We start from the raw sequence: 25,404 nt of genomic DNA, 5'->3' as shown, positions 1-25,404 counted from the left end.
AGCGATCATGTTATCCAACGAGCAAGCAAGTCGAAAGAAGACGTTCGACGTCCAAAGCGGGACCATGCGTCGTCGCGTTTTCGCATTTTTATAAGAAGAGAACGACGACGCGCATTGCCTTGGGAGACATCGATGAACTCAGAGCCATTGCACGAAGGACGCTGCGCATGCGGCGCGGTGCGCGTGCGTGTCACGGGAACGCCGAAGGAAGTGAATCGGTGCCACTGCATGACGTGTCGTCGCATTCACGGCGCGCCGTTCGGCGTCTATGCGATTTTCGAACGCAAAGCCGTGCAGATATCGGGCGACACGCGCGCGTGGGACAGCTCGTCGACGGGCAAGCGGCATCACTGCCCGGTCTGCGGCTCGCCGGTCTATCTCGCGTTCGACGGCGTCGATGAAATCGAAGTGCCCACCGGCATTTTCGATGAAATCGGCCTCTATCCGCCCGAATACGAAATCTGGTGCAAGAGCGCCGAGCCATGGCACGACGCACAAGGGCGGCCGCGCTTTGCACGCGGCGCGCCGGATTAAACCATCAGCACTCGACGATCGCCTTCACGACGCCCGCCTTCGGATCGAGCAGCGAGGAAAAGCGCTCGGGCACATCGGCGAGCGTGAGGCGATGCGTGTTGAGCGCATCGGTCGGGACTTCGCCCCGGCGCATCGCGGCGAGCACCGTCTCGAAGTCCTCGGGCGTCGCGTTGCGGCTCGCGAGCAACGTCGTCTCGCGCTTGTGGAACTCGGGATCGGCGAACGAGATGCGATCCGGCACGATCGACACCAGCACGTACTTGCCGCCATGCGCGATGAACTCGAAGCCGCGTTCCATCGCGCGGGAATTGCCGGTTGCATCGAAGACGACGTCGAAGAATTCGCCGTTGGTCAGCGCCGCAAGTTCTTCCTTGTCGCGCTCGCCGATCTGCACGGCCGCGTCGATTTTCAGTTCGCGCTTGCAGAACTCGAGGCGATCCGCGCGCGTATCGAGCGCGGTGACGTTCGCGCCGCGCAGCCGCGAAAACGTGATCGCAGCCATGCCGATCGGCCCCGTGCCGACGACCAGCACGCGCTGGCCCGGCTGCACGTCGGCGCGGCGCACGGCGTGGGCGCCGATCGCGAGGAATTCGACCATCGCGGCCTGATCGAGCGTCACGCCTTCGGCCTTGTGGACGAACTGCGCAGGCAGATTCAGATATTCGGTGAAGGCACCGTCGCGGTGAACGCCCAGCACCTGAATGTTGACGCAGCAATTGGTCTTGCCCTGACGGCACGCAATGCATTTGCCGCACGAGAGATACGGCATCACGTAGACGGTGTCGCCTGCCTTGAGTCCGCTCGATGCGTCCGCTTCCTCGATCACGCCGGACAGCTCGTGCCCCATTACGCGCGGATACGAGAGATACGGCTGATTGCCGGTGAAGATGTGCAGGTCCGTGCCGCATACGCCGACGCGCTTCACGCGCAGCAGCACTTCGCTTTCGGCGCGTTGGGGCTTCTCGCGCTGTTCGGCTTTCAGGGTTCCGGGGGTCTCGCAGATGACGGTCAGCATGCTGGATGTCTCGTGGTGTCGTTAGAGTGGGGCGTGCCCGACAATCTAACGACCACGGCGAATTTGGTCAAGCCAATTTAATTAAATCGAAAGTGGTAAGGCCGGAATCGCCTGGTTAGTCGATGTCGACGCTCAGCGCGGCGCGCGGTTTCGCCTTATATTCAAACGATCGTCGCGTAGAAGAAGGGATGACAAGTGCAGCAGCTTCATGAATTCGTCGAGCGGCATCCGCGGCTTTTCGTGCTGTCGGGCGCGGGCATCAGCACCGAATCGGGCATACCGTGTTATCGCGACCGCGAAGGCCAGCGCACCGGCCGTGCGCCGATCCTGCTCAAGGATTTTCTCGGCTCCGACTACGCGCGGCGGCGCTACTGGGCGCGCAGCCTGATCGGCTGGCCGGTCGTGGCGCGTGCGCAGCCGAACGCCGCGCATCATGCGGTGCGGGCGCTCGCGGCGCGCTCGCGGGTGCATCGGCTCGTGACGCAGAACGTCGACGGGCTGCATACGCGCGCGGGCAATCCGGATGTCATCGAGTTGCACGGAAATATCGGACGGGTGCGCTGCATCGAATGCGACGAGCGGTATACGCGCGCGGCGGTGCAGCGCCTGCTGGAGGCCGCGAATCCGGATTTCGTGGGCTACACCGCGCCCGCCGTGCCCGATGGCGACGCGCAAATCGAAGATCTCGACTTCGGCGCGTTTCAGGTGCCCGGCTGCACGCGCTGCGGCGGCGTGCTCAAGCCCGACGTGGTGTTCTTCGGCGAGAGCGTGCCGCGCGCACTCGTCGACGACGCGGCGCGCTCGCTGGACGCCGCCGACGCGATGCTCGTCGTCGGCTCGTCGCTGATGGTGTATTCCGGCTACCGGTTCTGCGAATGGGCGGCCAGGAGCGGCAAGCCGATCGCCGCGATCAACATCGGCAAGACGCGCGCCGATGCGCTGCTCGCGCTGAAGGTCGAAGCGCCTTGCTCGGAGGCGCTCGAAGCCCTGATCGAGCGGCTGGACGCGCGGCCGGTGGCGGGCTAGAGCGCAGCTTCAACCGAACGCGCAATCGAACGCGCAATCAAGCGCGCAGTTCGCCCGCAAGCGTTTCGATTCCTTCGAGCAGGCGCTTCGCATCCTCCATCCGAGAAAACACGCCGGGCGTCACGCGCACGACATCGCCTGCCTCGGGGCCGGTGCGCGCGACCGTGAACACGCCGAAGCGATCGCGCAGCGCGGCGACGATCGCATCGCACGCGGGCTTCGTCGTGTGGCCCTTCAGCCGGAAAGCCGTGATGCCGGCGCTCATTGCGGGATCGGCGGGCGTCATGATTTGCACGCCGGGAATCTCGCGCGCCGCTTCCGCCCACGCATCGCGCAGCGCCCGCAGACGCGCCTGCTTCGCCTTCGCGCCGATACGCCGATGCGCGTCCAGTGCCGACGGCACCGTGAACCACGCCGCGAAATTCGGCGAGCCGGTGTGCACGCGCGCGCGGATGTCGTCGGCGGGCCAGGAGCGGTCGCCGAAATACGGATCGATCGACGCCAAATGTTCGCGCCGGATATAAATCGCGCCGCAGCCGAGCGGCGCGCCGATCCATTTGTGCAGATTGAGCGCGGCGAACGGCGCGTTCAGATCGGGCACGTCGAAGTCCAATTGGCCCCACGAATGCGCGGCATCGACGATCACGTCCGCGCCCGCTTTCTTCGCCATCGCCGATATTTCCGCGACGGGCAACACGAGGCCGGTCGCGAAGCACACGTGCGAGAGCAAGACGAGACGCGTGCGCGGATGCTCGCGCAACGCCTTCGCGTAAGCCGCGATAACGGCGTCATGCGTTGCGGGTTCCGGAATCGTGATCCGCACGGGCGAGACGCCGCGCCGCTCGCGCAGCCATTCCATGGCGTCCTTGCAGCAGGGGTAATCGAGATCGCAGTAAAGCACGGTGTCGCCGGGAGCAAGACGGTTGTAGCCGCTGATGAGCGCGAAAAGCGCCTCGGTCGCGTTGCGCGTCAGCTCGATTTCCTCGACCGCGCAACCCATCGCTGCGGCGACGCGCTCGCGCAGGCCGTCGTGCAGCGGCATGTAGTGCCGGCGTATCAGCAGCGTGGTCTCGCGATTCACGCGCTCGGTCCAGTACTGGAACATGCCCTTGACCGGCTCGGCCATCGCGCCCCAGAAGCCGTTCTCCAGATTGATCAGTTCGTCCGACTGGTCGTAAAGACCGCGCACGGCGTTCCAGTAGTCTTCGTCGTCGGCGGGTTCGTCGACGGGCGTGGCGGGAAGCGCCGCGAGTGCGGATTCGAAAGCGGGGGTGCGGTAGTCGAGAAGATCGGGCATGAGTTCGAACGGTGGATTTGAGCGGGCGGGCACGAACGTTCAGTCGCGCACTGGACGATGGTAAGGGATTACCGCTACGGCTGGACAAAACACGGACTTTTTACATATTCGGCCTTAAGACGCGAACCCGCGCGCCGTAATCAGCATGAAGAGCGCCGCGTCCCACATGCGGGCAAACGTTCGCCGTGCGGCTCCCGGAGCCCGCGACGCGGACGTGCATGGCGCCGTTTGTCCCTCGAACGGACCTGAGAGAACCCAAACCATGAACCTCAAGAACATCACGATCAAGAACAAGCTGGTCGCTGGATTCGGCATTCTCGCCGTACTGGTCGTGCTCGTCGCGGGCATGTCGCTGCGGGCGCTGTCGGTTGCGACCGACAGCTTCTCGCACTACGTCAACGGCATCAATGCCCGCGCCGACGTCGCGAGCCAGATCCGCACCGCCGTCGACCGCCGGGCGATCGCGGCCCGCAATCTCGTGCTCGTCACGAAGCCCGCCGATTTCGAAATCGAAAAGACCGCCGTCACGCTCGCGCACGAAGACGTGCAGGCGCGCCTGAAGCAACTGAGAGACATGATCGGCAGCGCGACCGACACCAGCGAGCAGGCGAAGAGTCTCGTCGCCGAGATGGCGCGGGTGGAGTCGCTGTACGGGCCGGTCGCGACGGACATCGTCGGTCTCGCGCTCGCGGGCAAGCACGATGAAGCGATCGCCAAGATGGACGATCAATGCCGTCCGCTGCTCGCGCAACTCGTCAAGGCGACGGACGATTACGCGTCTTACACCGCCACTCGCCGCGATCAAATCGTGCGCGACGACGAAGCGAGCTATCAGACGCAGCGCAACCTGCTGATCGCGCTGTGCACGGTGGCGGCGCTCTTCGCGGTGTTCGCGGGCATCGCGATCACGCGCTCGATCGTGGCGCCGATCGGCGAGGCGGTCGGCATCGCGCAGACGGTTGCGCGCGGCGATCTGACGAGCCGCATCGTCGCCGAGACGAAGGACGAAACCGGCGACTTGCTGCGCGCGCTCGCCGAGATGAACACGCGCCTGACCGAAACCGTGAGCCGCGTGCGCGAAAGCAGCGGCGCGGTCGGCGGCGCAGCGAAAGAGCTTTCGGCCGGCAACACGGACCTGAGCCAGCGCACCGAGGAACAGGCGGCGTCGCTGGAACAGACGGCGGCCAGCATGGAAGAACTCACGTCGACGGTCCGCCAGAACGCCGACAACGCACAGCAGGCGAGCACGCTGGCGTCGAATGCGTCGGATATCGCGAGAAAGGGCAGCGACGTGGTGGGCCGCGTCGTCGAGACGATGAACGGCATCAGCGACAGCTCGGGCAAGATCGCGGACATCACCGGGATCATCGAAGGAATCGCGTTCCAGACGAATATTCTCGCGCTCAACGCGGCCGTCGAAGCGGCGCGCGCGGGCGAGCAGGGACGCGGCTTCGCGGTCGTGGCGAGCGAAGTGCGCAGCCTTGCACAGCGTTCGTCGACGGCGGCCAAGGAGATCAAGGAACTGATCGCCGATTCGACGGCCAAGGTGCGCGACGGCTCCACGCTCGCGGGCGAAGCGGGCACGACGATGGCCGAAGTGACGCAGGCGGTCGCGCGCGTGACGGACATCATGCAGGAGATCGCGGCGGCGTCGGTGGAACAGGGGCGCGGCATCGAACAGGTGAATCAGGCGATCACGCAGATGGACGAAGTCACGCAACAGAACGCCGCGCTGGTCGAGGAAGCCGCAGCGGCCGCTCAGTCGCTGGAGGAGCAGGGGCGCAGGCTCAACGACGCGGTCGCGTTCTTCGCGGTGGACGGCTCGGCGGCTGCCGTGACTACGACGGTGCGCAGCGTGCGCAAGCCTGCCGCCAAACCGGCCGCCAGACCCGCCGCGCGCGTGGCGCCGGTGGCGGTAGCGAAGTCGGTCGGCGCGGACGGCTGGAGCACCTTCTGACGCGGAACTACGCGTTTACATCGACGATCACGCGCCCTTTCACTTCGCCGCCCAAAAGACGCGCGGCGACGGCGGGCGCATCGGCGAGCGGAATGGTTGTCGCGACGCTTTCGATGGTCGCGACCGGCACTTCGTCGGCGATCGCCTGCCATGCCGCGATGCGCCGTTCACGCGGCACGTAGACGCTGTCCACGCCCAGCAGCGCGACGCCGCGCAGGATAAACGGCGCGACACTTGCCGGCAGATCCATGCCTTGCGCAAGGCCGCACGCGGCCACCGCGCCGCCGTAACGCAGGCTCGCGCAGACGTTCGCGAGCGTGTGGCTGCCGACGCAATCGACCGCCGCCGCCCAGCGTTCTTTCTGCAACGGCTTGCCCGGCTCGGACAGCGACGCGCGCTCGACGATATCCGCCGCGCCCAGTTCGCGCAGCCGTTCGCCTTCCTCGGGCCGGCCCGTCGATGCGATCACGCGAAAGCCGCGCTTTGCCAGAATCGCGACCGCGAAACTGCCGACGCCGCCGTTCGCGCCGGTCACGAGCACGTCGCCGTGATCCGGCGTGATGCCGTATTTTTCCAGCGCCTGCACGCACAGCATGGCCGTGTAGCCCGCGGTGCCGACGGCCATCGCCTGACGCGTCGTGATCTTTGCGGGCAAGGAAATCAGATGGTCGCCCGGCACGCGCGCCTTCTGCGCGAGCCCGCCCCAATGCGTTTCGCCCGCGCCCCAGCCGTTCATCGCGACCTTGTCGCCGGGTTGATAGTCCGGATGCGCGCTCGTCTCGACGACGCCCGCGAAGTCGATGCCCGGCACCATCGGCCATGTGCGCACGACCGGTGCGCGGCCGGTGATCGCGAGGCCATCCTTGTAGTTGAGCGTCGAGAATTCGACGCGCACGAGCACGTCGCGGCCGTCACCGGATTCAGCCAGACGGGATTCGTCGATCGACTGAATGGACGCGACGGTGCGATCGTCCTGTTTGTCGAGCATGAGGGCGTTGAATTTCGCTGACATCGATGACGGCTCCGGTTTTGGACATGAGAAGCGTGAGCCGAAGCGGCGCATGGCCGCTCGTACTCACGCCAGACAATCGATCAATGATGCTCGAACGCCGCGCGCGGGATCGGTGCGGCCTTCACCTTGTTGTACTGGAATTCGGGCAGCGCCTTGATCGCGTCCTTCGTCGCGCCCGCGAGCACGAACTTGCCGTCCTTCACGTCGAGCTGCTCGATCGGAATGGCGACGTCGTGATGCGACACGCCCAGGAACTGGTTGGCCGCGATGATCGCGAACGAGACCGACTTGTCCGGTGCGACGATGATGTCGTGGATCACGCCGACTTTCTGGCCCTGATCGTTGATGACAGGCTTGTTGAGGACGGACTTCTTGACGCTCCAGCCATCGATGATGGCCGTCGAGACCTCTACCGACACGCCGAGCGGCTGAGCGCCGGCGACCTGCGCGAACGATGCCGTGGAAGTCAGGCCGAGTGCCGACGATGCAACGAGCAGTGCCACGAGTTTCGATTTCATTGGTTCGGTTCCTCAAAGGATTTTTCAATCCGGTTCAATGGAAATGCGCGATTCAAGCTTCCAGCGCGGTAGAAGTTTGAACGTTTCTCGTGACATTTGCAGAAACGGTGTAAAGGCGCGCCCGGCGCACTGCATTAGTGCGAACGTGGGGCACTTATTCCGCGGCGTCGGATATGCAAATCAGTGCGTCAGACGCGTGAGCGCCTCGCCTTTATGCACGGCGCGCTTGCCGCTTTTGTCGCTTTCCACTTCGAAGTGCGGATCGTCGCGCGACGCGTTGACCGTGTGACCGTCGAGCGTCGTGCGTTCGGTGACGATGCGCACGATATGGCCGGTCGTCTCGCCCTGCGGCGTGTTCCAGCGGACGTGGTCGTGCAGCTTGAAGGACTTGCTCATGACGTTGAACTCCTCGACGAACGATGACGTTTCATTGGCCGCAACGGCCGTGCCCGTCATTTCAGGCGGGCGAGCGTGGCGTCGTCGGGGCGGCTGTCGAAATAGCGGCGAAGTGCATCGTCGAAGACTTCGGGATTTTCGGCGGTGTGCGCGAAAAGTGTCATCGACGAATGGAATTTCATGTCGTCCGGGTAACCGAAAATCTCGCCGACGCCGCGTCCCTGCACGCCATTGACGATGCGCGTCAACTCCACTAAGCGCGCGCCCAGAACCGGGTGCGCGAGATAGGCCTGCGCTTCGTCGCGCGATGAGATCTCGTAATGCTGCGCCATTGCGCTGTGTCCGAGACCGGCGATCTGCGGGAACACGAACCACATCCAGTGCGTGCGCTTGCGGCCGGCGGCGAGTTCGGCGCGCACATCGTCGATGACGCCGTCTTGCGCATCGACGAAACGTTGCAGGTTGAAGGGATCGCTCATGCTTGCCTCCTTGATGCGTCGATGGTGTCAGGCCACCGCGTCGGCGATGCGCTTTTTCAGCGCCGCGTCCGGATAGTCGCCGATGCCCGCGTGCACGTTGTCGATCATGTACTCGCGCCGTCCGGTGCCGGGAATCACGCAAGTTACGGCCGGGTTGCCGAGCACGAATTTGAGCAGAAGCTGTGCCCACGACGTGCAGCCGATGTCCTGCGCGAACGCCGGCAAGGGCCGGTTGCGCAGGCCGCCGAGCAACGAGCCGCCGCCGAACGGCTGATTGACGATGACGGCGACGCCGCGCTCGGCGGCGAGCGGCAGGAGGCGCGCTTCGGCGTCGCGGTCGTTGGCGGCGTAGTTGATCTGCACGAAGTCGACGCGCTCGGCGCGCAGCACGTCTTCGACCTGCGCGAACGCGCCCGACGTGTAGTGCGTGATGCCGATATAGCGCACTTTTCCGGCGGCTTTCGAGTCGCGCAGCGTGGCGAGCTGCGTGCGCCAGTCGAGCAAGTTGTGGATCTGCATGAGGTCGACGCGCTGTTGTTGGAACCGGCGCAGCGATTCCTGCATCTGCGCGATGCCGGCGTCGCGCCCTTGCGTCCAGACTTTTGTGGCGACGAAGGCCTTGCCGTGCGCGTCGAGTTCGGTGAGCAGCGCGCCCGCGACGGCTTCGGAGGAGCCGTACATCGGCGATGAATCGATCACGGAGCCGCCCGCGGCGAAGAGCACGCGCAGGACGTCGGCGAGTTCGCGGCGGCGGGCGGCATTGTTGTCGACGTCGAAGGTGCGCCAGGTGCCGCAGCCGACGACGGGTAAGGGCTCGTTTGTCGATGGGATCGGGCGGGTGTGCATGGGTTGCGCGGCTGCCTGTGCGTTTGCCGGATGCTTGATTCCGGCGGCAAGCGAGGCGGCCGCGGCCGCGCGGAGGAAGTCGCGGCGGGTGGTCATGGGTGTACCGTGAAGGAAGACATGGACTCGGCTCCTGCCGGAAATGACGCAGCGCGTCTTTCTGCTTTGGGGCGGCGGGGCGCGCGGAGTTCCTAGGATTGTGTGCCTCAGTGCTTCTTCACCACCCCCGCCCGCCGAAACCCCCTAAACCTTTCCCGCCGATGCTCCTCGTCGAAGTGCGCCCGAGCAGGCTTCACGAGATCGCTTCGCGAGACGATACCCACGAGCCGCATCGACTTTTCATCGGCGACGACGGGCAGCCGTTCCAGTTCGTGCACAGCGAGCCGCGTCGCCGCAAGGCGGCAAGGCTCACCCGGCACCGCAAACGCCGGCGTAACGTGCGCCAGCCGCCGCAACGCATCCCCAACCGTCAGCCCCGCCTCCTGCATCGACGACGTCCCGATCATCGTCCCAAGCAACGCCCGATCCAGCACGCCGACGAGCACGCCATCGCGCAGCACCGGATACGCCCGATGCATCTGCGTCGCGCCGAAATGCTGCGCGAGCACATCGGCGAGCGGCGTAGCGGCGTCGATAGTTTGCACGTCGCGCGTCATGACTTCATCGACATGATGGCGCTCCAGCGGATCCACGCCGTATTCGCGATAGATGTGATAGCCGCGCCGCGCGATCTTCTCGGTCATGATCGAGCGCTTCATCACGACGGTCGCGAAGCCGTGCGCGACGAGCGTCGCCGCAAGCAGCGGCAAGAGCGCGTTCGCATCGTGCGTCAGGCCGAACGCGAAGACGATGGCGGTGAGCGGTGCGCCCAGCGTCGCGCCGAGCGTTGCAGCCATGCAGACGAGCGGCCAGAGCGCGGCGTCGTGGCCCGGCAGGATCGCGCCGAGCGCGGTGCCGAGGCCCGCGCCGAGCATCAAGAGCGGCGCGAGCACGCCGCCCGACGTGCCGGACGCGAGCGCGACGACCCAGATCGCCGCCTTGACGGCGAGAATCGACAGCGCCACCTGAAGCGCGATGTGCTGATGCAGCAGGTCGCCGATCACGTCATAGCCGACGCCGAGCGCGCGCGGCTCGATGTACCCGCCGACTCCGACGAACACCGCGCCGAGCGCCGGCCACCACATCCAGTGGATCGGCAGCTTGCCGAACAGGTCTTCCAGCTTGTATAGCGCCGCCGACAACCCCGACGCCAGCGCGCCAGAAAGCAGCCCGGCGACCACGCAGAAAAGCAGCGAAATCATCTGCGGCGGCGGGGTATCAAGCGGAAACAGCGCGCCCGTGCCGAACACCGCCGCGCGCGCGAAGCCCGCCACCGCGCACGCGAGCGCAACCGGCAGAAAGCTGCGCGGCCGCCATTCGAACAGCAGCAGTTCGACGGCGAGCAGCACCGCCGCGACCGGCGTGCCGAACACGGCCGTCATGCCCGCCGCCGCGCCCGCGACGAGCAGCGTCTTGCGCTCGGCGGCGGTCACGTCGATGCACTGCGCGATCAGCGAGCCGAGCGCGCCGCCCGTCATGATGATCGGGCCTTCCGCGCCGAACGGCCCGCCGCTGCCGATCACGATGCCCGACGACAGCGGCTTCAAAATCGCCACTTTCGGCGACATGCGGCTCTTGCCGAAAAGAATCGCTTCGATGGCTTCGGGAATGCCGTGGCCGCGAATCTTTTCCGAGCCGAAGCGTGCCATCAAGCCGACGATCAGGCCGCCGATCACCGGAATCACGATCACCCAGGCGCCGAGTGTATTGAGCGCGGGCGAACGGTCCTCGACAGACAACGTGCCAAAGAAGAACAGATTGGTGAACAGATGGATGAGTGCGAGCAGCACGACGGCCGCGAGCGTGCTGATTCCGCCGATGACGGCCGCGAGTCCACAGATCCGCAGCAGCCGGTCGTTGACAGAAAAGTCGCGTTTGTGATGGTCCATATGCTGTGCTCCTGATGAATCAGAGATCGATTTGCGGCACGCGAAACGCGCCTTCGAGCGACTTCAGTTCCGCGCGATGCAGCGCCGCGAGACGCGACAGCACGTCCTCGCCGCGCGCTTCGAGATGCACTTCCACCTGCCGCCGATCGTCCGGGCTCGGCGCGCGCCGCACGAGCCCGGCCGCCTCGCAGCGGGTGACGAGCGCGACCACGCCGTGATGATGCGACTGCAGCCGCTCGGCCAGTTCGCCGACCGTCGCCCATGCGCGGCCCGGATAGCCTTTGATGTGCAACAGCAGCAGATACTGCAACGGCGTAATGCCTTCTTCATGCGCGGCGCGTTCTGAAAAACGCTCGAAGCGCCGCATCTGATAGCGGAATTCGGACAACTGTTCGAAGTCCGGTTTGGCGAGCGTGCGCGAAGTGGTCATCTCGAAGTCAACGTCGATGAGCGGAAAGTGGGAGAAGTCGGAAACGCATCAGGCGCGCTTGCGCTCGCCCGCGAACGCTTGCCGATAGAGGCCCGAAATCAGATCGGTTTCGGTGATCATGCCGGCGAGCTGCCCGCCTGCATCGACCACGGGAATGTGGTGATGGCCGAAGTGCGCGAACATCGGCACGACTTCGGCGATGGCGGTGTTCGTCTGCACCGTGCAGACGTCCGTCGTCATCAGTTGCGCGACGCGTGGCGGCGGCGCGGACGGCCCGCGCGCCACGCGTTCGATCGCGTCGCGTACGCCGTGAAGCACGCCATCGAGCACGCCGCCGCGCCGCAGCGGCGCCAGGTCCGCGCGCGTGACGATGCCGCACACACGGCGCGCCGCATCGACGACCGGCAACGCCTTGACCCGATGTTTGTCGATGAGCGCGAGCGCGGCCAGCGCGCCCGTCTCCGGCGCGACCGACACCACCGCGCGCGACATGATGTCCGCGCAGGTGAATTCCGTGAAGCGCCGCGCGTAGGCCTGCAACTGCGTCTCGCGCAACAGCGCTTCGAGGTCGTCGGGATCGACGTCGAGCATCTCGCTGCGGCGCGCGAGCACGGTTTCCAGATCGGCGCGCGTGAACGATGCGGCGTCGGGCGCCGCGCTTGCAGGCTTCGGCACCGCGTGGCCGTGCGGATAGCGGTGCCCCGTCAGCGCATGGAACACGATCGCCGCGCTCAACAGCGTGACCGACTGGAGCGCCACCGGCGCGAACACGAAGCCGAAGCCGAGCGCGTGCACCGGCGGCCCGCCGAGCACCGCGGTCAGCGCCACCGCGCCCGATGGCGGATGCACGCAGCGCAACGCGAACATCGCGCAGATGGCGAGCGCGACCGCGAGCGCGGCGGCATCGACGGGATCGTGGATCACCATCGCGCAGGCCACGCCGACCGTCGCCGAGACGATGTTCCCGCCGATGATCGACCACGGCTGCGCAAGCGGGCTCGCGGGCACGGCGAAGAGCAGCACGGCGGAAGCGCCCATCGGCGCGATGAGAAACGGAATGGCCGACGAAGCGCCGGCGACGAGATGCGCGACGCCGCCCGTCAGCGCAATGCCGATCAGCGCGCCCAGTCCGGCGCGCAGGCGCTCGGTCCAGCGCAGCGTGACGGGAGCGGGGAGAAAGCCATGCAGCCAACGAAGCAATGCGTTACGCGTCACTTTTTCAGCGTTCCGGGAAAGTCAGTGGAGGGACACACCGGCTGGCCGGAGATGGCGCGCAAGCAAGCGTGCGTCAATCTTCGAATTATATCTCAACGTGATACAAATGGCGCAGTTATGGAATTCGACGCGCGGGAAGGCGTGCGCGCACTCCTGTACGATGGACGCTCCACGGCGCGGCTTGGACCTCCGAACATGGCCCGGTTATCGAACGGTTTCGTCTGCGGTGTGTTGTGCGGCTTGTGCGTCGGGTCGTTCGGCGCGACGGCCTTCGCGGCGCAGAACGACGATCCCTCGACCATCGTCAGCGACGTGCACGAGTTTGTCGTCGCGGAAGACGGCTCGCTGACCGAAGACGACGCCACCGTGCTGCGCGCCAACACATCGGCGGGCGTCGATGAAATTGCGCAGCGCTACGTCTGGTACGACAAGAGCGTGTCGAAGGTGGAGATCGTCGAGGCGTTTTCCGTCGATGCGAACGGCGTGCGCCACGACGTCTCGCCCGATCAGATACGCGACATTCAGGAACCGCGCTCGGCGGGCGCGCCGACGTTTCAGGACGCCAAACTGCGCGCGGTGATTTTTCCGGCGGTGAGCGTCGGCTCGACGGTGCATCTGCATTTCCGCAAAAGTCAGGCGGCGGCGGTGATTCCCGGTCAGTTCAATTATTTCGTCGATCCGGGCCAGCGGCCGGTGGTTGATCAGCGGCTCGTCTTCGATCTGCCCGCCGACAAACCGCTTTACGCCGATGCGCGCGGCTACGTCGCGGCGCCGCCCGTCACGGAGAACGGGCGCACGCGCTACGCGTTCGACTACCGGCGCGAGCGTTTCGCGCGCATCGAAAGCGGCTCGGTGGGCTACGCGCATTACGGCGACCGCCTGATGGTCACGACTTTCCCCGACTACGCGAGCTTCGCGAAGAGTTATCGCGACGCCGCCATCGATCCCGGCGCGGCCGATCCCGCCGTGCGCGCGCTCGCGCAATCGCTCACGCACAACGACGCCGACGACCGCGCGAAAGCGAAGACGCTCTACGACTGGGTGCGCCGCAATATCCGCTACGTGGCGATGTTCATCGGCCAGAGTCCCGCCGTGCCGCATCGGGTGACGGACGTGCTCGCGAATCGCTACGGCGACTGCAAGGATCATGTCGCGCTGTATGGCGCCTTGCTCGCCGCGCTCGGCATTCGCAGCGAGCCTGCGCTGATCGGCCTCGGTTCGGTCTACGCGCTGCCGTCCGTGCCGGGCTACGGTTCGGGCGCGATCAATCACATCATCACGTGGCTGCCGGATCTGAACGTGTTCGCGGACAGCACGGCGTCGAGCGTCGAGTTCGGCTTTCTGCCGCTCGCCGACATGGACCGGCCCGCGTTGCTCGTCGATTCCGGCGCGCTCGTGCGCACGCCCGCGACGCAGCCGCTCGCACGTACGGCGCGCTTGCAGATCGACGTCGCGCCGCAGGGCGAGGCGAGCTTCGCGTATTGGGTCGAGGACGCCGGCTGGAGCGCCGAAATCGAGCGCATGAATTTGCGGCTGGCGAATGCGCAGCGCCGCGACCAGATTGCCGCCGACCGCCTGCGATACACGAACCTGCGCGGCGCGGGGGCGATTACGACGAGCGACGTCGACGCCACCGGCGGCCCGTTCGCGACGATCCTGCGCGGCACGCTCGACGACATCGTCTGGCCGACCGGCACGACCGCGTTGCCCGCGCTCACGAGCCTGTCGGGCGGCATCGCGACAACGACGCGCAGTTGGCTCGCCGAGCGCACGCGCACGCAGCCGTATTTGTGTGTCGGCGGAAGCTACGACGAGGTGTCGCAGATTGCGCTGCCGAAGCATATGCGCGTCGCCGAGATGCCGGACGATCTGGATCTGACGAGCGGTTTTTTTCGTTACCGCTCGCGCTATTTGCTCGATCCGGCCACGAACGTGATTCAGATTTCGCGCACGCTCGATGCGACCTTCGGCAAGCAGGTCTGTTCCCCCGACGATTTTCAGGCGGCGCTGCCCGCGCTCAGGAAGATCGAGCGCGATACGCAGGAGCAGATCATCGTCAGGGTGTCGGGGCGGTGAGCGTCATAAAGGCGCTTATTCCATATCGCGCGCCACGCGGAATCCGTTCTGCGATTGCCGCACGCTCGAACTGTATTTGAAGCGTGTGGCCGACTGCATGTAGGCCGCGCCTTCGCGCCACGAACCGCCGCGGATCACGCGCACCGAGCAGGACGGATCGTCCCAGGCGCGGCCATCGGCGGGTGCGTTCTTGTACGAGCCGTGCCAGCAATCGGCGACCCATTCCCACACGCTGCCGTTCATGTCGTACAGACCATACGGGTTCGCCGCGAACGATGCGACAGGCGTCGGCGCTTCCGGACGATACGGCTCGCCGCAGTCCTTGCAGTCGGCCGTGCCTTTCTTCATTTGATCGCCCCACCAGTACGTCGATTGCGTGCCGCCGCGCGCGGCGTATTCCCATTCGGCCTCCGTCGGCAGGCGATACGCCTTGCCGCCCAGTTTGCTCAGCCATTTGACATAGACCTGCGCGTCGTCCCAGCTCACGTTGCGCATCGGTGTGTTGGCGGGCGGGGCGTCGCCGTCGGGGGCGATGCGCGTGCACGCGCCTGCATCGGCGCATGCGTTCCATTGCTCGACCGTCACTTCGGTTTTGCCGATCGCATACGGATGCGCGATGCTCACGCGATGCGGCGGCTTCTCGGCGGGGTCGTCGTTATTGCTGCCCATGGTGAAGCTGCCGGGCGATATGGGGATGAGCGCCGGACACGACGGGCAGTCCTTGATTTCGTTGCCTGCAGTTTTTGCGGCGGTCTTCGCTGCGGCGGCCGCGGTGGCGGCGGGTGCGGGCGATGGCGTCGGAGCGGGCGCCGCCGCTTTCGGCTTCTCGGTGACGGCCGCGGCGGACGGCGCGGGCTTCGGCGCCGGTGCGGCGGGCGTCGCGGTAGCGGCGGGCGGGGGCGTCGTCGTGGGCTTGGCGCCGCTTCCGGTGCTTCCGGCACTTCCGGCCCGCAGGCGCTCGATCCGCGCTTTGGCCAGCGCCGCGAAACGGCCGTTCGGATACGCCTTCAGATACGCCTCGTAGTCGCTTGGATACGTGCTGTCCTTGATCGAATCCCAGAACGTCAGTTCGTATTGCTCGTTGCTGTCTTTCGGAAGGATGCCGCGCGTGCGAACGACGTTGGCGGATTCGGCCGGATCGATGGCGTTCGCGTTCGCCATGCGCATGAGCGGCGATGCATCGGCGAGGGCGAATCCGCGTTCGAGCGACGAAGCGATCCACGGTTGTTGCGCCCCGCGCGATGCGTGCGCGACATCGGTGGCGGCTTCGTCGAATGTGGCGGATGTGATCGACGCTTCTTTGCCGAGCGCGCGCAACAGCGCCGCCGTATAGCGTCCGTTGCGCGCGCCTTCGACGGCGGCATCGCCCGGCGCCGCCGCATACGCGACCAGCGTGCGCGGCGGCAGCGTCCAGGATGGGGCGCGCGCTTTCTCGAAGGGCTCGGTCAGGCACATATCCAGCACGACGACGTTCGCCGCGTCAGGCCTCGCGCGCGCCATGCGTTCGACGATGCCGCTCACCGCAATGCCCTTCGTCACGAGCGTCGCGGGCGTTTGCTCGCGCGCATCGAGCGGCAGAAGCAGCGCGTCGCCGCCTGCCTGAACACCGTGACCCGCGAAATAGACGATGGCCGTATCGCGCGGCCCGAGGCGCGCGGCAAACGCTTCGATGGCGTTGCGCATGGCGGATTCATCGAGATTCGCGCGGCGCGTGACATCGAAACCGAGCGAGGCGAGCGCGTCGCTCATATCGCCGGCATCGCGCGATGCGCCTGTCAGCGGATGATCGCCATAGTCCGCATTGCCGATGACGAGCGCCGCGCGATGTGGCGCGATGGCCCGCTCGGACGCCTGCGGCGGCGATGCGGCTGGGGCCGCGCAGGCAGGCGCGAGCGCGGCGCCGATCGTTACGAACATGCCCGCGATAAGAAGAGTTCGCCACATATTCACACCCTGTACGTCCGGCTTTGAGTGGAGCGCAGCGTTGCGTTCACGCTTCTGCGCAGCGTCTGCACGGGCGAGGTCCGCGCCCGGTGTCCGCCCGAGCCAGACGCCGGAGCGCGGCCGTGCGGGTGCAGCACCAACAACGATAGCACGCAGTCATGCAGCACTTAATCCCCTTAAAGGAGGTATCGGCAATGGGGAATAAACCGCCCACCTGTGTACGTATCTTTTTTAAACGTTACGTCCTAATCTAAAAACCGAAGACGATGTTAAACGCTTCCTGCTCATGCGTACGCTCGTGCATGAAGCGTTATTCCCGACCCGACCGCTAGGCCCTTTCACCGAGAGAGGCGTGCATAACATGCTGAGAAGAACCGTGCTGGGCGCGCTGGCTTCCCTGGCCGCACTCGTCGCCGATTCGTCGTTCCCTGCCGCGCGTGCGCGAACGCCCGCGCCACCGAACGCCGAGGCGTACATCATCTGGCCGCCGGACGGCGCCGTGATCTCCGGCGGCAAGCTCTGGGTACGCATGGGCTTGCGCAACATGGGCGTGTGTCCGAAGGGCGTCGATCTGCCGAATGTGGGTCATCACCATTTGCTGATCGATACGGACTTGCCGCCGCTCGATCAGGAGATTCCGTCCGATCGCAATCATCTGCACTACGGCGCGGGCGAAACCGATGCGCGCATCGAGCTTCCGCCCGGCAAGCACACGCTGCAACTGCTGATGGGCGACCTCAACCACATCCCGCACGATCCGCCGGTCTATTCGAAGAAGATCACGATCACGGTCAAATCATGAAAAAGCGATCCGCTGACACTTCCCCGCGCGCGCGTGCGCTCTTTGCCGCCGCCGCACTCGCGACCGCGCTGGCCGCCCCTTGCGCATTCGCCGGGCCGACGGCCGCGCCGGCCAACGCCTACGCGTATATCGGCTATCCGAACGACGGCCAGACCGTGCCCGCAGGCAAACCGTTCAAGGTGTGGTTCGGGCTGCGTTACATGGGCGTCGCTCCGCGCGGCGTGAAGTTTCCGAACACCGGGCATCATCACTTGCTGATCGATGTGGACTTGCCGCCGATGGATCAGGAGATTCCATCGGACCGCAATCATCTGCATTACGGCGCAGGCGAAACGGAAACCTTGCTCGAACTTCCGCCGGGCAAACACACGCTGCAATTGCTGATGGGCGATGACAAGCACATACCGACGAACCCGCCGGTTTATTCCAAAAAGATCACGATCTACGTCAAGTAAGCGGGCGCCGCTGCAGGTTGATGCGAGCGGCGTCTTTCCAGCGTTTTATCCACGGAATCGCAGGCTTTCATGCGAGTGGGAACGTGCGTGCGTATCGCGTGCGACGGTGTTGTTTGAAGAGCGACAGTCGCATCGAGAAGTGTTGGGTTGGATGCGTCAGATGAGTGTTGCAGGGTGAAGCTCAAGCGAGAAACCCGATCGCGCTGACCCCCACGCGTCAAGGCGTTGCAAGAAAGCTAAGCCATCCACGCACCGCCTGGCACACCCTATGCATTTAACTTTTGCGAGCAGACAAGTTGCTCGAACCACCACCGAATGCGCAACACACCCCAAGGGGACTCGAAATGACCAAGCTGATCATCAAGGACCTGCCCGTCACCGAAGAACTGGATCGCCGCGCGATGTCCGCGGTATGCGGCGGCAGTTCGTTGTTCGCGCCGGGCTTCCTCTCAGGATTCGATTTTTCGCAACTCTCGACGGCATTCGCGCCGCAGCAGTTCATCAGCCAGTCGCAGACGACGCTGACGCAGAACGGCAGCAACATCGCGTTCGCCGATGGGATCGCCTCGCGCGCGACTGTCACGCCGAAGCAGGACGCGAAGAACATCGCCAACATCAACTTCGGCGTGGCCGGCGATCTGGCGTGATCGAATCCATTCGATCATTCGCGATCGTTGCAGGGAATGAATCGACGTTTCAGGCAGTAACGCATTAATGCAGTCACGCAGTAAAAGCGGAACACGGGGCGTTCCGCTGCAACATCGCCCGGAGTAATGGGCGTCGCGCTCGGCGCACCGTGTCGGCATCGATACGGTTGCCCGATCGCGTCATCGACGCGCGACGTGTCACAGAACACGCGTGCGCCAGGTGACTTAACCCGTATGGAGCCGCGACGCGCCGTGTGATTTACTTGATGTATCGACGGTCGGCGCCGCGCTTCTCACACTTCAACCTGACCGTCGGTGCTCAGTCACCGGGAGCGAGATCGTGCGTGCCTTGTTGCCATCGTTGCGTATGACCATCGGCCGCAAGCGCCTGGTTTTGTCGGCCGCGCTCGGTTCTGCGCTGCTTTCCGGTTGCATCGACGTGAAAGTGCCGACTTATCAGCGCCCCGACACGCCCGAGAAAACCGCCTTCACGAAGATCGACGCACCGAAAGTAGCCGCGTCCGAGACCATTCAGCCCGACTGGTGGAAGCAGTTCCGCGATCCGTATCTCGACTCGCTGGTGGAGAAGGCCATCAACGGCAACTTCGACATCAAGGTGCTGGCCGCGCGCATACAGGTCGCGGGCGCGCAGATCGGCGAGGCTCGCGCGGGCGCGTTGCCGTCAATGGACCTCGGCGCCGGAGCGGCGTTCGAGAAAACCACCGGCCAGAAGTTCTCGAAGCAATACAACGTGGCGACGCAGGTCAACTGGGACATCGACATCTGGGGCGCCGTCGAAAAAGGCGTGCAGGCGCAGAAGGCGGAGTTTCGCGCGACCGAAGCGGACTGGCGCGCGGGCTATCTCGAACTCGTATCGAGCGTCTCGACAACCTACTTCCAGATTCTTCAGTTCGACGATCAGATCTCGCAGCAGAAGCAGACGATCATCACGAACCAGAAGATCCTGACGATATTCGAGGGCATGGAGAAGAACGGCCTCGTGCCGCATACGCAGGTGCTCACGCAGCGCGCCGAGCTCAACCGTCTGACGCGCGACATGCTGGAACTGAAGCGCTCGCGCGATCTCGGCGACAACGCGCTGGCAACGCTGATCGGCGTGCCGGCCGGCGAATTCAAGGTCCCCGACGGCAAGCTGCAAAAGCGCGTGCAGGTGCCGCCGGTGCCGGGCGGTCTGCCTTCGCAATTGCTCGCGCGTCGTCCCGATCTGATCGCGGCGGAATATCGCGTGCTCGAAGCGTACGATCTCGTGGGTCAGGCAAAGCTCGCGCAATTGCCGACCATCAGTTTGACGGGACGCGGCGGTTCGGCGAGCTTCGCGCTCACCGATCTGCTCAAGACCTTCACGTTCAGCTTTCTGCCGAGCATCAATATCCCGATTCTCGATCCGAGCGTGCGCGCGCGCGTGAAGACCAGTCAGGCCCAATCCACAGTGGCCGAGCAGCAGTATCGCAGCACCGTGATGAACGCGTTCGAGGAAGTGGAGAACGCGCTCGTCAATCTCGATTCGCACATGAAGCAGCGCGTTGAACTGCAGCAGGAAGTCGATCAGTTGACGATCGTCGCCGCGCAGATCGACGCGCAATTGAAAGAGGGCGTGATCTCGCAACTCCAAGTGTTCGAGACGGAGCGCACGTTGCTCGCCGCACAACTGGCGCTGCTCGCCAACCATCAGCAGATTCTTTCCGACACCGTGACGCTCTATAAGGCGCTCGGCGGCGGCTGGACCGAGGTCGATGTGCAAAGCGCAAGCAAGGACGGATTGAAGTGAATCGTTACATGCGTCGCACGAATAATCGTATGAAGTTATACGAGAAGGATAGCTAACGATCGTTCTTAAACGAGCGAATAAATCGCTTATATATGGCGTGATGTACCAGTGCAGCGTGATTGACTACGACGATGCGTGACTTAAACTCTCAACAGCCGCCGGTTGCGAATGACATCAATCACGGCGCATTCCAACCTGTCCGTGCGCCCGACGTTGGCGGGCGTTCCTCTGACGCATCGGCGGCAGTGGCTGGACGTACCGCGTGACATGGACATGGCTCAAGGCGTATCCGTTGCGGAACAACAGCCGGGCGTGGGCGAGGCGTTCGACGTCATCCTGAAGCCCGTGCCGAATCGCGAGCTCGGCAGCGACGCCGACGGACTCGCGGAAATCCGCATCGACGAAAATCTCTTCGCAATCGGCCGCGCCGAAGCGCCGTTCGATACGAGCCCGCCCGAAGCGGTGGCACAGCTTTCGCGCCGTCATGCGCGCATTTTCATCGAGCACGGTTTTGTCTATATCGCCGATCTCGCCAGCAAGAACGGCACGGCCGTCAACGGCACGCCCGTGCGCGACATGCCCGTGCGCGTGCGCAACGGCGACGTCATTTCGTTCGGCAGCCGCCTGTCGTATCGCGTGCAGTTCGCGCCGCGTGCGCGGCGGCTTGGCGTGCCGCGACCCGTTGGCCTCACGCTCGCGCCGCAGCGCGACGATCGCGGTCTTCAGCCGATCGAGCTTGCGCAGTTTCCATTTCTCGTCAGCAAGACGGATGCGACGTTCGCGCGTTATCGCGAGCAATATCCGCATCAGGTGAATTACGTATCGCGGCGGCATGCGCATGTGTTCGTCAAGGGCGGCGCGCCGTTCGTCGAGGATCTCGGCAGCACCAACGGCACGTTCGTCAACGGCGAGCGGCTCGGCGCGTCCGCGGTCGAACTGAAGAATGGCGATACGCTCGCGTTCGGCGGAACGCACTTCGCGTACAAGGTGCATGTGCACGGCGAGGAAGGCGAATCCACTCTGACCGAGATGGCCGCGTTCGAAGAGGCGCAATCGCAGCCGCCGGATGAGTTCGACGCCGACAAGACGACCTTCGTCGGCTCGGCGCATTCTTTCCTCGATATCTTTTGCGTCGATCAGGCGGCCGCGCGCGAGGACGAAGTCAACGTGGACGCGCAACCGAAGACGGCTGAAGAAAGCCGTCACGATGCGCGCCAGGCGAAGCGCGGCAAGTTCTCCTTGTTCGTGGGCGAGTTACGCAAGGCGCTGGCGAGCGACGAACGCCGCACGACGCGCCGCACGCGCATTGTGGTGGCATGCGTGCTCGCGGCGCTTGTCGCGGGCGGCGCGGCGCTTTTCTATACCGGCTCGCCCGAGCGTCACGCGAAGTCGTTGATGGCGCAAGGCGATTACGGCAGTGCCGCCACGCTCACGCGCGATTACCTGAAGACGCATCCGCAGGACGCGCAATTTGCGTCGATGAACACCGAAGCCGTGCTCAAGTCGAACGTGCCGCGCTGGCTCGCCGCGCTGAAGAAGGGCGATTTCGCGAACGCGGACGCGATCATCGCGCACATGAGAACGCTCGGCGAACAGAATGCGGACGTGCGTTCGCTGCTCGACGAACTCGAATGGATCGGCAAGCTGGAGAGCTTCGTGATCGGTCGCGGCGGCGCCGATGCACCGATCCGCATCTATGGCGACGAGCCGCGCATCGGCGCGATTCTGAAGCACTGGGAAGCGGATGCGTCGGGACATCAGCGCGATCTGGACCGCATTGCCGGTTATGTGCCGGAGTTTCGCGAGCCGTATGGGCAGGCGCTCAGTCATCTGCGCAAGCTGCAGAGCGACGATTCCGTGTATCTCGCGGCCATCGACAGGCTCGATGCGAGCATCGTCAAGAGTCTCGGTCAGGACGATCTCGATGCGATCGGCGCGACGCTGAAGGATTATGCGGACAAGTATCCGCGTCTCGCCGGACTCGATCGCGTGCGCGCCGATCTGAATGCGTACACGGGCCTGCGTCGCGGGCTGAACGGCGCAAGCCTCGCACCGCTCGCGGGATCGTTGACGAAGGCGAATTTTTCGACGCCGCCGTTTCAGGAACGGTTTCGTCAGTTGAGCGCGGGCCAGTTGCCGCCCGCCGATGTGCTCACGCAATACGCGACCGTCGCCGATGCATGGGACCACGGTCGTGCCGCGCAGGCGATCGATGCCTTGCAGAAGCTGCCGCAAGGTTCGTGGTCCGCGATGGTGCAGAAGGAACTCGCGCACAAGAAGACCGTGGCGGCGCAATACGCTGATCTGCAAAAGGCGCGCGGTACGAAAGGCTATGAGGAATCGCTGCTGTCGTTTTATGAAACGCTCGATCTCGACAGCGACGCTTACTACGCGAAGACGGTCGCGCCCGAAGTCGCGTCGCTGAAGGACAAGGCCATCGCACGCGCGCAGACGCTCATGACGCAGGCGCAGACGGCGTGGCAGCAGTATCGGACCAATGGCGGCATCGGCGGGTCGCAGCGGCTCGAATCGGGCGTGTCCGACACGTTCCGTACGCAGGCGCGGTTGTTGTCGGATGCCGAGGACGCTGCCACGCGCGGCATGCGCATCTTCAGGCAAGTGAAGGCGGACGGCGCCACGAACAAGTGGACCGCGCTCGCCAATGAGATCGACACCGAAGCGGACTTGCAGCGGCGCTCGTTGCAGGATTTGCGCATGGTGCTCGAACCGGGGCTCCTCAATACCAAGCTGAGTTTGATCGGCGGAGGTACGACCAGTGAAGCGAGACGCACACCTTAAACCGCTGTCGGAGGCGCTCGGCGATCACGGCGCCGAGGGCATCTCGATACTCACCGCCGAGCCGCTCAAGGCCACGCAGGCGCTCGTCTTCGCGATGGTCGCGCTCGTCGGCGCCGCGCTCGTGTGGTCGTTCGTCGGCCATGCAGACGTGATGGTCACGGCGCAAGGCACGCTCGCGCCCGAGTCGGAAGTGCGCCGCTTCTATGCGCCGATCGACGGTGAACTGGCTGATCTGTATATCGCCGAAGGGCAGCCCGTGCGCAAGGACGACGTGGTCGCGCGGCTGAATGCGCGCGGCGCGATCGAAGCGGCGACCAACGCGCTCGAAGCGCAACTGAAGCTCGACGACGCCGAGCGCGAGTGGAAGCAGTTCCCCGAGAAAAAGCTGCTGATGGAGCGCAAGATCGCCGCGCTCAAGGATCAGATGGATGTCGAGGAACATCAGCATCAGCAGCGCGTTTCAGAAGGCACGAGCAAACTCGCGGAAGGCCAGAAGGCGCAGTTGCAGGAAGCGCGCAGCACGCTCGAAAATGCACGTCGCGCGCGCGACGCCGCGAAGGTCGAATTCGATCGCTTTCAGCGTCTGTTCGCGCTGCCGGGCGGCGGCGGCATTTCGCAGGCGCAGGTCGATGCAAAGCGCAATGCGTACATGGAAGCGGACGGCGGCTATCGCGTCGAGCAATCGCGGCTCGCGGAACTGGACTTCCGCCTGAGCCACGATTTCACGCAAGCGAAGCGCCAGCTCGAAACGAGCGGTCAGGAAGCGACCAATCTGCGCCTGCAATACGAGGCCGCGATGCGCGAGGTCGCGAGCACCGAAGACAAGTTGCGTCTGCAACTACAGACGGCGCGCCTCGTCGCCGATGCAGCCGCGCGCATCAAGTTCGAGAACATCGACAAGGACAATTTCCTGCTGATTCTCGCGCCCGTGTCGGGCGTGATCACCGATGTCACGTCGACGCAGCAGGGCGACAAGATTCAGGCGAACACGCCGCTCGGCGGCATTGCGCCCGCGAACGCGAAGCCTGTGCTGAAGATCGAGATCGCCGAGCACGACCGCGCGTTCCTGCGTGAAGGGCAGCGCGTGAAGCTCAAGTTCAACGCGTTTCCTTATCAGCGCTATGGCGTGATCGACGGCACGCTCGCGTTCATTTCGCCCGCCACCAAGCCGAGCCCGACCAGCAAGCAGCCGGTGTATGAAGGGCGTGTGACGCTCGATCGCGATTCGTATCAGATCGCGGACACGAAGTATCCGCTGCGCTACGGCATGACGGCGAGCGCGGAGATCGTTGTGCGCGAGCGCCGCCTGATCGATCTGGGACTCGATCCATTCCGCAATCTGGCGGGATAGGAAAGGGGGGTTACCGGAGCGCCAAAACGCGAACATGCTGCGGAATTCAACTTGAACCGAACGGAGAACGACATGACGGCGATTGTGCGTATCGACGAGGAAGTGGTCGACGTAGCGGAATTCATCAGGATATTGAAGCTGAGCGGCCAGTTCGACGGCCTGCTCGAGCAACTGGTGCGCGACAAGCTGACCGTGCGCGCGGCGAAGAAAGCGGGCGTCGATATCAGCGACGAGGAAATCCAGAATCGCGCCGACCAGTTCCGCCGCATTCGCGGGCTGCATCGTGCGGCGGACATGAACAACTATCTCGACGCACTGCACGTGAGTCTCGACGAGTTCGAGGTCTTCGTCACCGACTCGCTTTATCAGGAGAAGATGCTGGAGAAGGTCGGCACGAGCCGCGAGATAGAGGAATATTTCCAGCTCAATTCGCCGAAGTTCGACAGCATCGAGGTGAGTCACATTCTGCTCGACACCGAAGGCAGCGCGAAGGAAATGATTTCGTATTTGAACGACGACCCCGACAGCTTCGCCGACATGGCGCGCGAGCACTCGCTTGCCGACACGCGCGACGAAGGCGGCGTGATTGGCCGCGTGATGCGCGGACAACTGAAGCCGGATATCGAGGCGAAGGTGTTCAATGCGGAAATCGGTGATCTGCTTGGGCCGTTCGTGTCGGCGGATGGATCGTCGTACGAGATTTTTGCGGTGACGGCGAAGTATCCCGCCAAGCTCGATGAGGACGTATCCGCCGAAATTCGCCGTCTGCTGCGCGAGGAATGGATGGTGACGCGCGCGCAGGAACATGTCATCGAAGCTCGCTAAACCCTG

22 protein-coding genes are annotated in these 25,404 nt (G+C 64.7%); 11 read left to right on the top strand and 11 right to left on the bottom strand.

Features of this window, described 5'->3' with window-relative positions; translation table 11 throughout:
- Positions 1–132: 132 nt before the first annotated feature.
- Positions 133–534, top strand: a complete 402-nt coding sequence (locus BRPE64_RS17995; RefSeq protein ID WP_044042422.1) for a GFA family protein — start codon at positions 133–135, stop codon at positions 532–534.
- A gap of 4 nt (positions 535–538) precedes the next feature.
- Here the strand turns inward: BRPE64_RS17995 and BRPE64_RS17990 are convergent, their stop codons facing one another.
- Positions 539–1,549: a zinc-binding alcohol dehydrogenase family protein gene (locus tag BRPE64_RS17990; RefSeq protein ID WP_016354926.1), complete on the bottom strand. Its 1,011-nt coding sequence runs from the start codon at positions 1,547–1,549 to the stop codon at positions 539–541.
- A 195-nt stretch (positions 1,550–1,744) separates the two neighbouring features.
- Here BRPE64_RS17990 and BRPE64_RS17985 point away from each other — a divergent pair, with 195 nt between their 5' ends.
- The gene (locus tag BRPE64_RS17985; RefSeq protein ID WP_016354925.1) at positions 1,745–2,575 is read left to right on the top strand and encodes an NAD-dependent protein deacetylase; all 831 of its coding nucleotides are present in this window, start codon (positions 1,745–1,747) and stop codon (positions 2,573–2,575) included.
- Between the two features lie 37 nt (positions 2,576–2,612).
- Here the strand turns inward: BRPE64_RS17985 and BRPE64_RS17980 are convergent, their stop codons facing one another.
- Positions 2,613–3,872, bottom strand: a complete 1,260-nt coding sequence (locus BRPE64_RS17980) for an aminotransferase class V-fold PLP-dependent enzyme (protein ID WP_016354924.1) — start codon at positions 3,870–3,872, stop codon at positions 2,613–2,615.
- Between the two features lie 262 nt (positions 3,873–4,134).
- On the opposite strand from BRPE64_RS17980, the gene BRPE64_RS17975 reads away from it, so the two are divergent.
- Complete coding sequence (locus BRPE64_RS17975; RefSeq protein ID WP_016354922.1) at positions 4,135–5,829, top strand: methyl-accepting chemotaxis protein; 1,695 nt, start codon at positions 4,135–4,137, stop codon at positions 5,827–5,829.
- A 7-nt stretch (positions 5,830–5,836) separates the two neighbouring features.
- On the opposite strand, the gene acuI is transcribed toward BRPE64_RS17975, so the two are convergent.
- The 8 genes from acuI to BRPE64_RS17935 form a co-directional block, all read right to left on the bottom strand.
- On the bottom strand, positions 5,837–6,841 hold the full coding sequence (gene acuI / locus BRPE64_RS17970; protein WP_044042419.1) for an acrylyl-CoA reductase (NADPH): 1,005 nt from the start codon (positions 6,839–6,841) through the stop codon (positions 5,837–5,839).
- 80 nt (positions 6,842–6,921) lie between these two features.
- Positions 6,922–7,359, bottom strand: coding sequence for a PRC-barrel domain containing protein (locus tag BRPE64_RS17965; RefSeq protein ID WP_016354920.1), 438 nt, complete (start codon positions 7,357–7,359; stop codon positions 6,922–6,924).
- Positions 7,360–7,539: 180 nt separating this feature from the next.
- Positions 7,540–7,755, bottom strand: coding sequence for a hypervirulence associated TUDOR domain-containing protein (locus BRPE64_RS17960; protein WP_044042753.1), 216 nt, complete (start codon positions 7,753–7,755; stop codon positions 7,540–7,542).
- Between the two features lie 56 nt (positions 7,756–7,811).
- Complete coding sequence (locus BRPE64_RS17955) at positions 7,812–8,234, bottom strand: DUF1810 domain-containing protein (protein WP_016354918.1); 423 nt, start codon at positions 8,232–8,234, stop codon at positions 7,812–7,814.
- Positions 8,235–8,261: 27 nt separating this feature from the next.
- Entirely contained in the window at positions 8,262–9,176 is a 915-nt protein-coding gene (locus BRPE64_RS17950; RefSeq protein ID WP_016354917.1) for an aldo/keto reductase, read from the bottom strand.
- A gap of 107 nt (positions 9,177–9,283) precedes the next feature.
- Positions 9,284–11,065 (bottom strand): chloride channel protein, encoded by a 1,782-nt coding sequence (locus tag BRPE64_RS17945; protein WP_016354916.1) that lies wholly within the window; start codon positions 11,063–11,065, stop codon positions 9,284–9,286.
- Between the two features lie 19 nt (positions 11,066–11,084).
- Positions 11,085–11,495 (bottom strand): MarR family winged helix-turn-helix transcriptional regulator, encoded by a 411-nt coding sequence (locus BRPE64_RS17940; RefSeq protein WP_016354915.1) that lies wholly within the window; start codon positions 11,493–11,495, stop codon positions 11,085–11,087.
- A 48-nt stretch (positions 11,496–11,543) separates the two neighbouring features.
- On the bottom strand, positions 11,544–12,710 hold the full coding sequence (locus BRPE64_RS17935) for an HPP family protein (RefSeq protein ID WP_016354914.1): 1,167 nt from the start codon (positions 12,708–12,710) through the stop codon (positions 11,544–11,546).
- A gap of 195 nt (positions 12,711–12,905) precedes the next feature.
- Between BRPE64_RS17935 and BRPE64_RS17930 the strand changes: the two genes are divergently transcribed.
- Positions 12,906–14,786, top strand: coding sequence for a DUF3857 domain-containing transglutaminase family protein (locus tag BRPE64_RS17930; protein WP_144063438.1), 1,881 nt, complete (start codon positions 12,906–12,908; stop codon positions 14,784–14,786).
- Positions 14,787–14,801: 15 nt separating this feature from the next.
- On the opposite strand, the gene BRPE64_RS17925 is transcribed toward BRPE64_RS17930, so the two are convergent.
- Positions 14,802–16,730 carry an SUMF1/EgtB/PvdO family nonheme iron enzyme gene (locus tag BRPE64_RS17925; protein WP_016354912.1) on the bottom strand — a complete coding sequence of 643 codons (1,929 nt, stop codon included), beginning with the start codon at positions 16,728–16,730 and terminating at the stop codon, positions 14,802–14,804.
- 361 nt (positions 16,731–17,091) lie between these two features.
- Between BRPE64_RS17925 and BRPE64_RS17920 the strand changes: the two genes are divergently transcribed.
- The 7 genes from BRPE64_RS17920 to BRPE64_RS17890 all read left to right on the top strand — a co-directional run bounded on the left by BRPE64_RS17920 (position 17,092) and on the right by BRPE64_RS17890 (position 25,398).
- Positions 17,092–17,532: a DUF4399 domain-containing protein gene (locus BRPE64_RS17920; protein WP_016354911.1), complete on the top strand. Its 441-nt coding sequence runs from the start codon at positions 17,092–17,094 to the stop codon at positions 17,530–17,532.
- The gene (locus BRPE64_RS17915; protein WP_016354910.1) at positions 17,529–17,987 is read left to right on the top strand and encodes a DUF4399 domain-containing protein; all 459 of its coding nucleotides are present in this window, start codon (positions 17,529–17,531) and stop codon (positions 17,985–17,987) included. The genes BRPE64_RS17920 and BRPE64_RS17915 overlap by 4 nt, the downstream gene beginning before the upstream one ends.
- A gap of 344 nt (positions 17,988–18,331) precedes the next feature.
- Positions 18,332–18,634: a hypothetical protein gene (locus BRPE64_RS17910; protein WP_016354909.1), complete on the top strand. Its 303-nt coding sequence runs from the start codon at positions 18,332–18,334 to the stop codon at positions 18,632–18,634.
- A gap of 367 nt (positions 18,635–19,001) precedes the next feature.
- Positions 19,002–20,423 (top strand): efflux transporter outer membrane subunit, encoded by a 1,422-nt coding sequence (locus BRPE64_RS17905; RefSeq protein WP_016354908.1) that lies wholly within the window; start codon positions 19,002–19,004, stop codon positions 20,421–20,423.
- Between the two features lie 273 nt (positions 20,424–20,696).
- Complete coding sequence (locus BRPE64_RS17900; RefSeq protein ID WP_044042751.1) at positions 20,697–23,222, top strand: FHA domain-containing protein; 2,526 nt, start codon at positions 20,697–20,699, stop codon at positions 23,220–23,222.
- Positions 23,200–24,573: an HlyD family efflux transporter periplasmic adaptor subunit gene (locus BRPE64_RS17895; protein ID WP_016354906.1), complete on the top strand. Its 1,374-nt coding sequence runs from the start codon at positions 23,200–23,202 to the stop codon at positions 24,571–24,573. Before BRPE64_RS17900 ends, BRPE64_RS17895 begins: the two co-directional genes overlap by 23 nt.
- A 72-nt stretch (positions 24,574–24,645) precedes the next feature.
- Positions 24,646–25,398 (top strand): peptidylprolyl isomerase, encoded by a 753-nt coding sequence (locus BRPE64_RS17890; protein WP_016354905.1) that lies wholly within the window; start codon positions 24,646–24,648, stop codon positions 25,396–25,398.
- The last annotated feature ends 6 nt before the right edge of the window (positions 25,399–25,404 follow it).

The sequence above is a fragment of the Caballeronia insecticola genome, assembly GCF_000402035.1.
Classification (GTDB): domain Bacteria; phylum Pseudomonadota; class Gammaproteobacteria; order Burkholderiales; family Burkholderiaceae; genus Caballeronia; species Caballeronia insecticola.
This window is presented reverse-complemented; position numbering and strand designations above follow the sequence as displayed.

Bases quoted from the DNA above. Each gene is read 5' to 3' on its own strand.
- BRPE64_RS17900 (WP_044042751.1), top strand. From the start codon at position 20,697: ATGGCTCAAGGCGTATCCGTTGCGGAACAACAGCCGGGCGTGGGCGAG.
- BRPE64_RS17940 (WP_016354915.1), bottom strand. From the start codon at position 11,495: ATGACCACTTCGCGCACGCTCGCCAAACCGGACTTCGAACAGTTGTCC.
- BRPE64_RS17925 (WP_016354912.1), bottom strand. From the start codon at position 16,730: ATGTGGCGAACTCTTCTTATCGCGGGCATGTTCGTAACGATCGGCGCC.
- acuI (WP_044042419.1), bottom strand. From the start codon at position 6,841: ATGTCAGCGAAATTCAACGCCCTCATGCTCGACAAACAGGACGATCGC.
- BRPE64_RS17995 (WP_044042422.1), top strand. From the start codon at position 133: ATGAACTCAGAGCCATTGCACGAAGGACGCTGCGCATGCGGCGCGGTG.
- BRPE64_RS17980 (WP_016354924.1), bottom strand. From the start codon at position 3,872: ATGCCCGATCTTCTCGACTACCGCACCCCCGCTTTCGAATCCGCACTC.
- BRPE64_RS17990 (WP_016354926.1), bottom strand. From the start codon at position 1,549: ATGCTGACCGTCATCTGCGAGACCCCCGGAACCCTGAAAGCCGAACAG.
- BRPE64_RS17915 (WP_016354910.1), top strand. From the start codon at position 17,529: ATGAAAAAGCGATCCGCTGACACTTCCCCGCGCGCGCGTGCGCTCTTT.
- BRPE64_RS17960 (WP_044042753.1), bottom strand. From the start codon at position 7,755: ATGAGCAAGTCCTTCAAGCTGCACGACCACGTCCGCTGGAACACGCCG.
- BRPE64_RS17930 (WP_144063438.1), top strand. From the start codon at position 12,906: ATGGCCCGGTTATCGAACGGTTTCGTCTGCGGTGTGTTGTGCGGCTTG.
- BRPE64_RS17890 (WP_016354905.1), top strand. From the start codon at position 24,646: ATGACGGCGATTGTGCGTATCGACGAGGAAGTGGTCGACGTAGCGGAA.
- BRPE64_RS17950 (WP_016354917.1), bottom strand. From the start codon at position 9,176: ATGACCACCCGCCGCGACTTCCTCCGCGCGGCCGCGGCCGCCTCGCTT.
- BRPE64_RS17920 (WP_016354911.1), top strand. From the start codon at position 17,092: ATGCTGAGAAGAACCGTGCTGGGCGCGCTGGCTTCCCTGGCCGCACTC.
- BRPE64_RS17965 (WP_016354920.1), bottom strand. From the start codon at position 7,359: ATGAAATCGAAACTCGTGGCACTGCTCGTTGCATCGTCGGCACTCGGC.
- BRPE64_RS17910 (WP_016354909.1), top strand. From the start codon at position 18,332: ATGACCAAGCTGATCATCAAGGACCTGCCCGTCACCGAAGAACTGGAT.
- BRPE64_RS17945 (WP_016354916.1), bottom strand. From the start codon at position 11,065: ATGGACCATCACAAACGCGACTTTTCTGTCAACGACCGGCTGCTGCGG.
- BRPE64_RS17975 (WP_016354922.1), top strand. From the start codon at position 4,135: ATGAACCTCAAGAACATCACGATCAAGAACAAGCTGGTCGCTGGATTC.
- BRPE64_RS17905 (WP_016354908.1), top strand. From the start codon at position 19,002: ATGACCATCGGCCGCAAGCGCCTGGTTTTGTCGGCCGCGCTCGGTTCT.
- BRPE64_RS17955 (WP_016354918.1), bottom strand. From the start codon at position 8,234: ATGAGCGATCCCTTCAACCTGCAACGTTTCGTCGATGCGCAAGACGGC.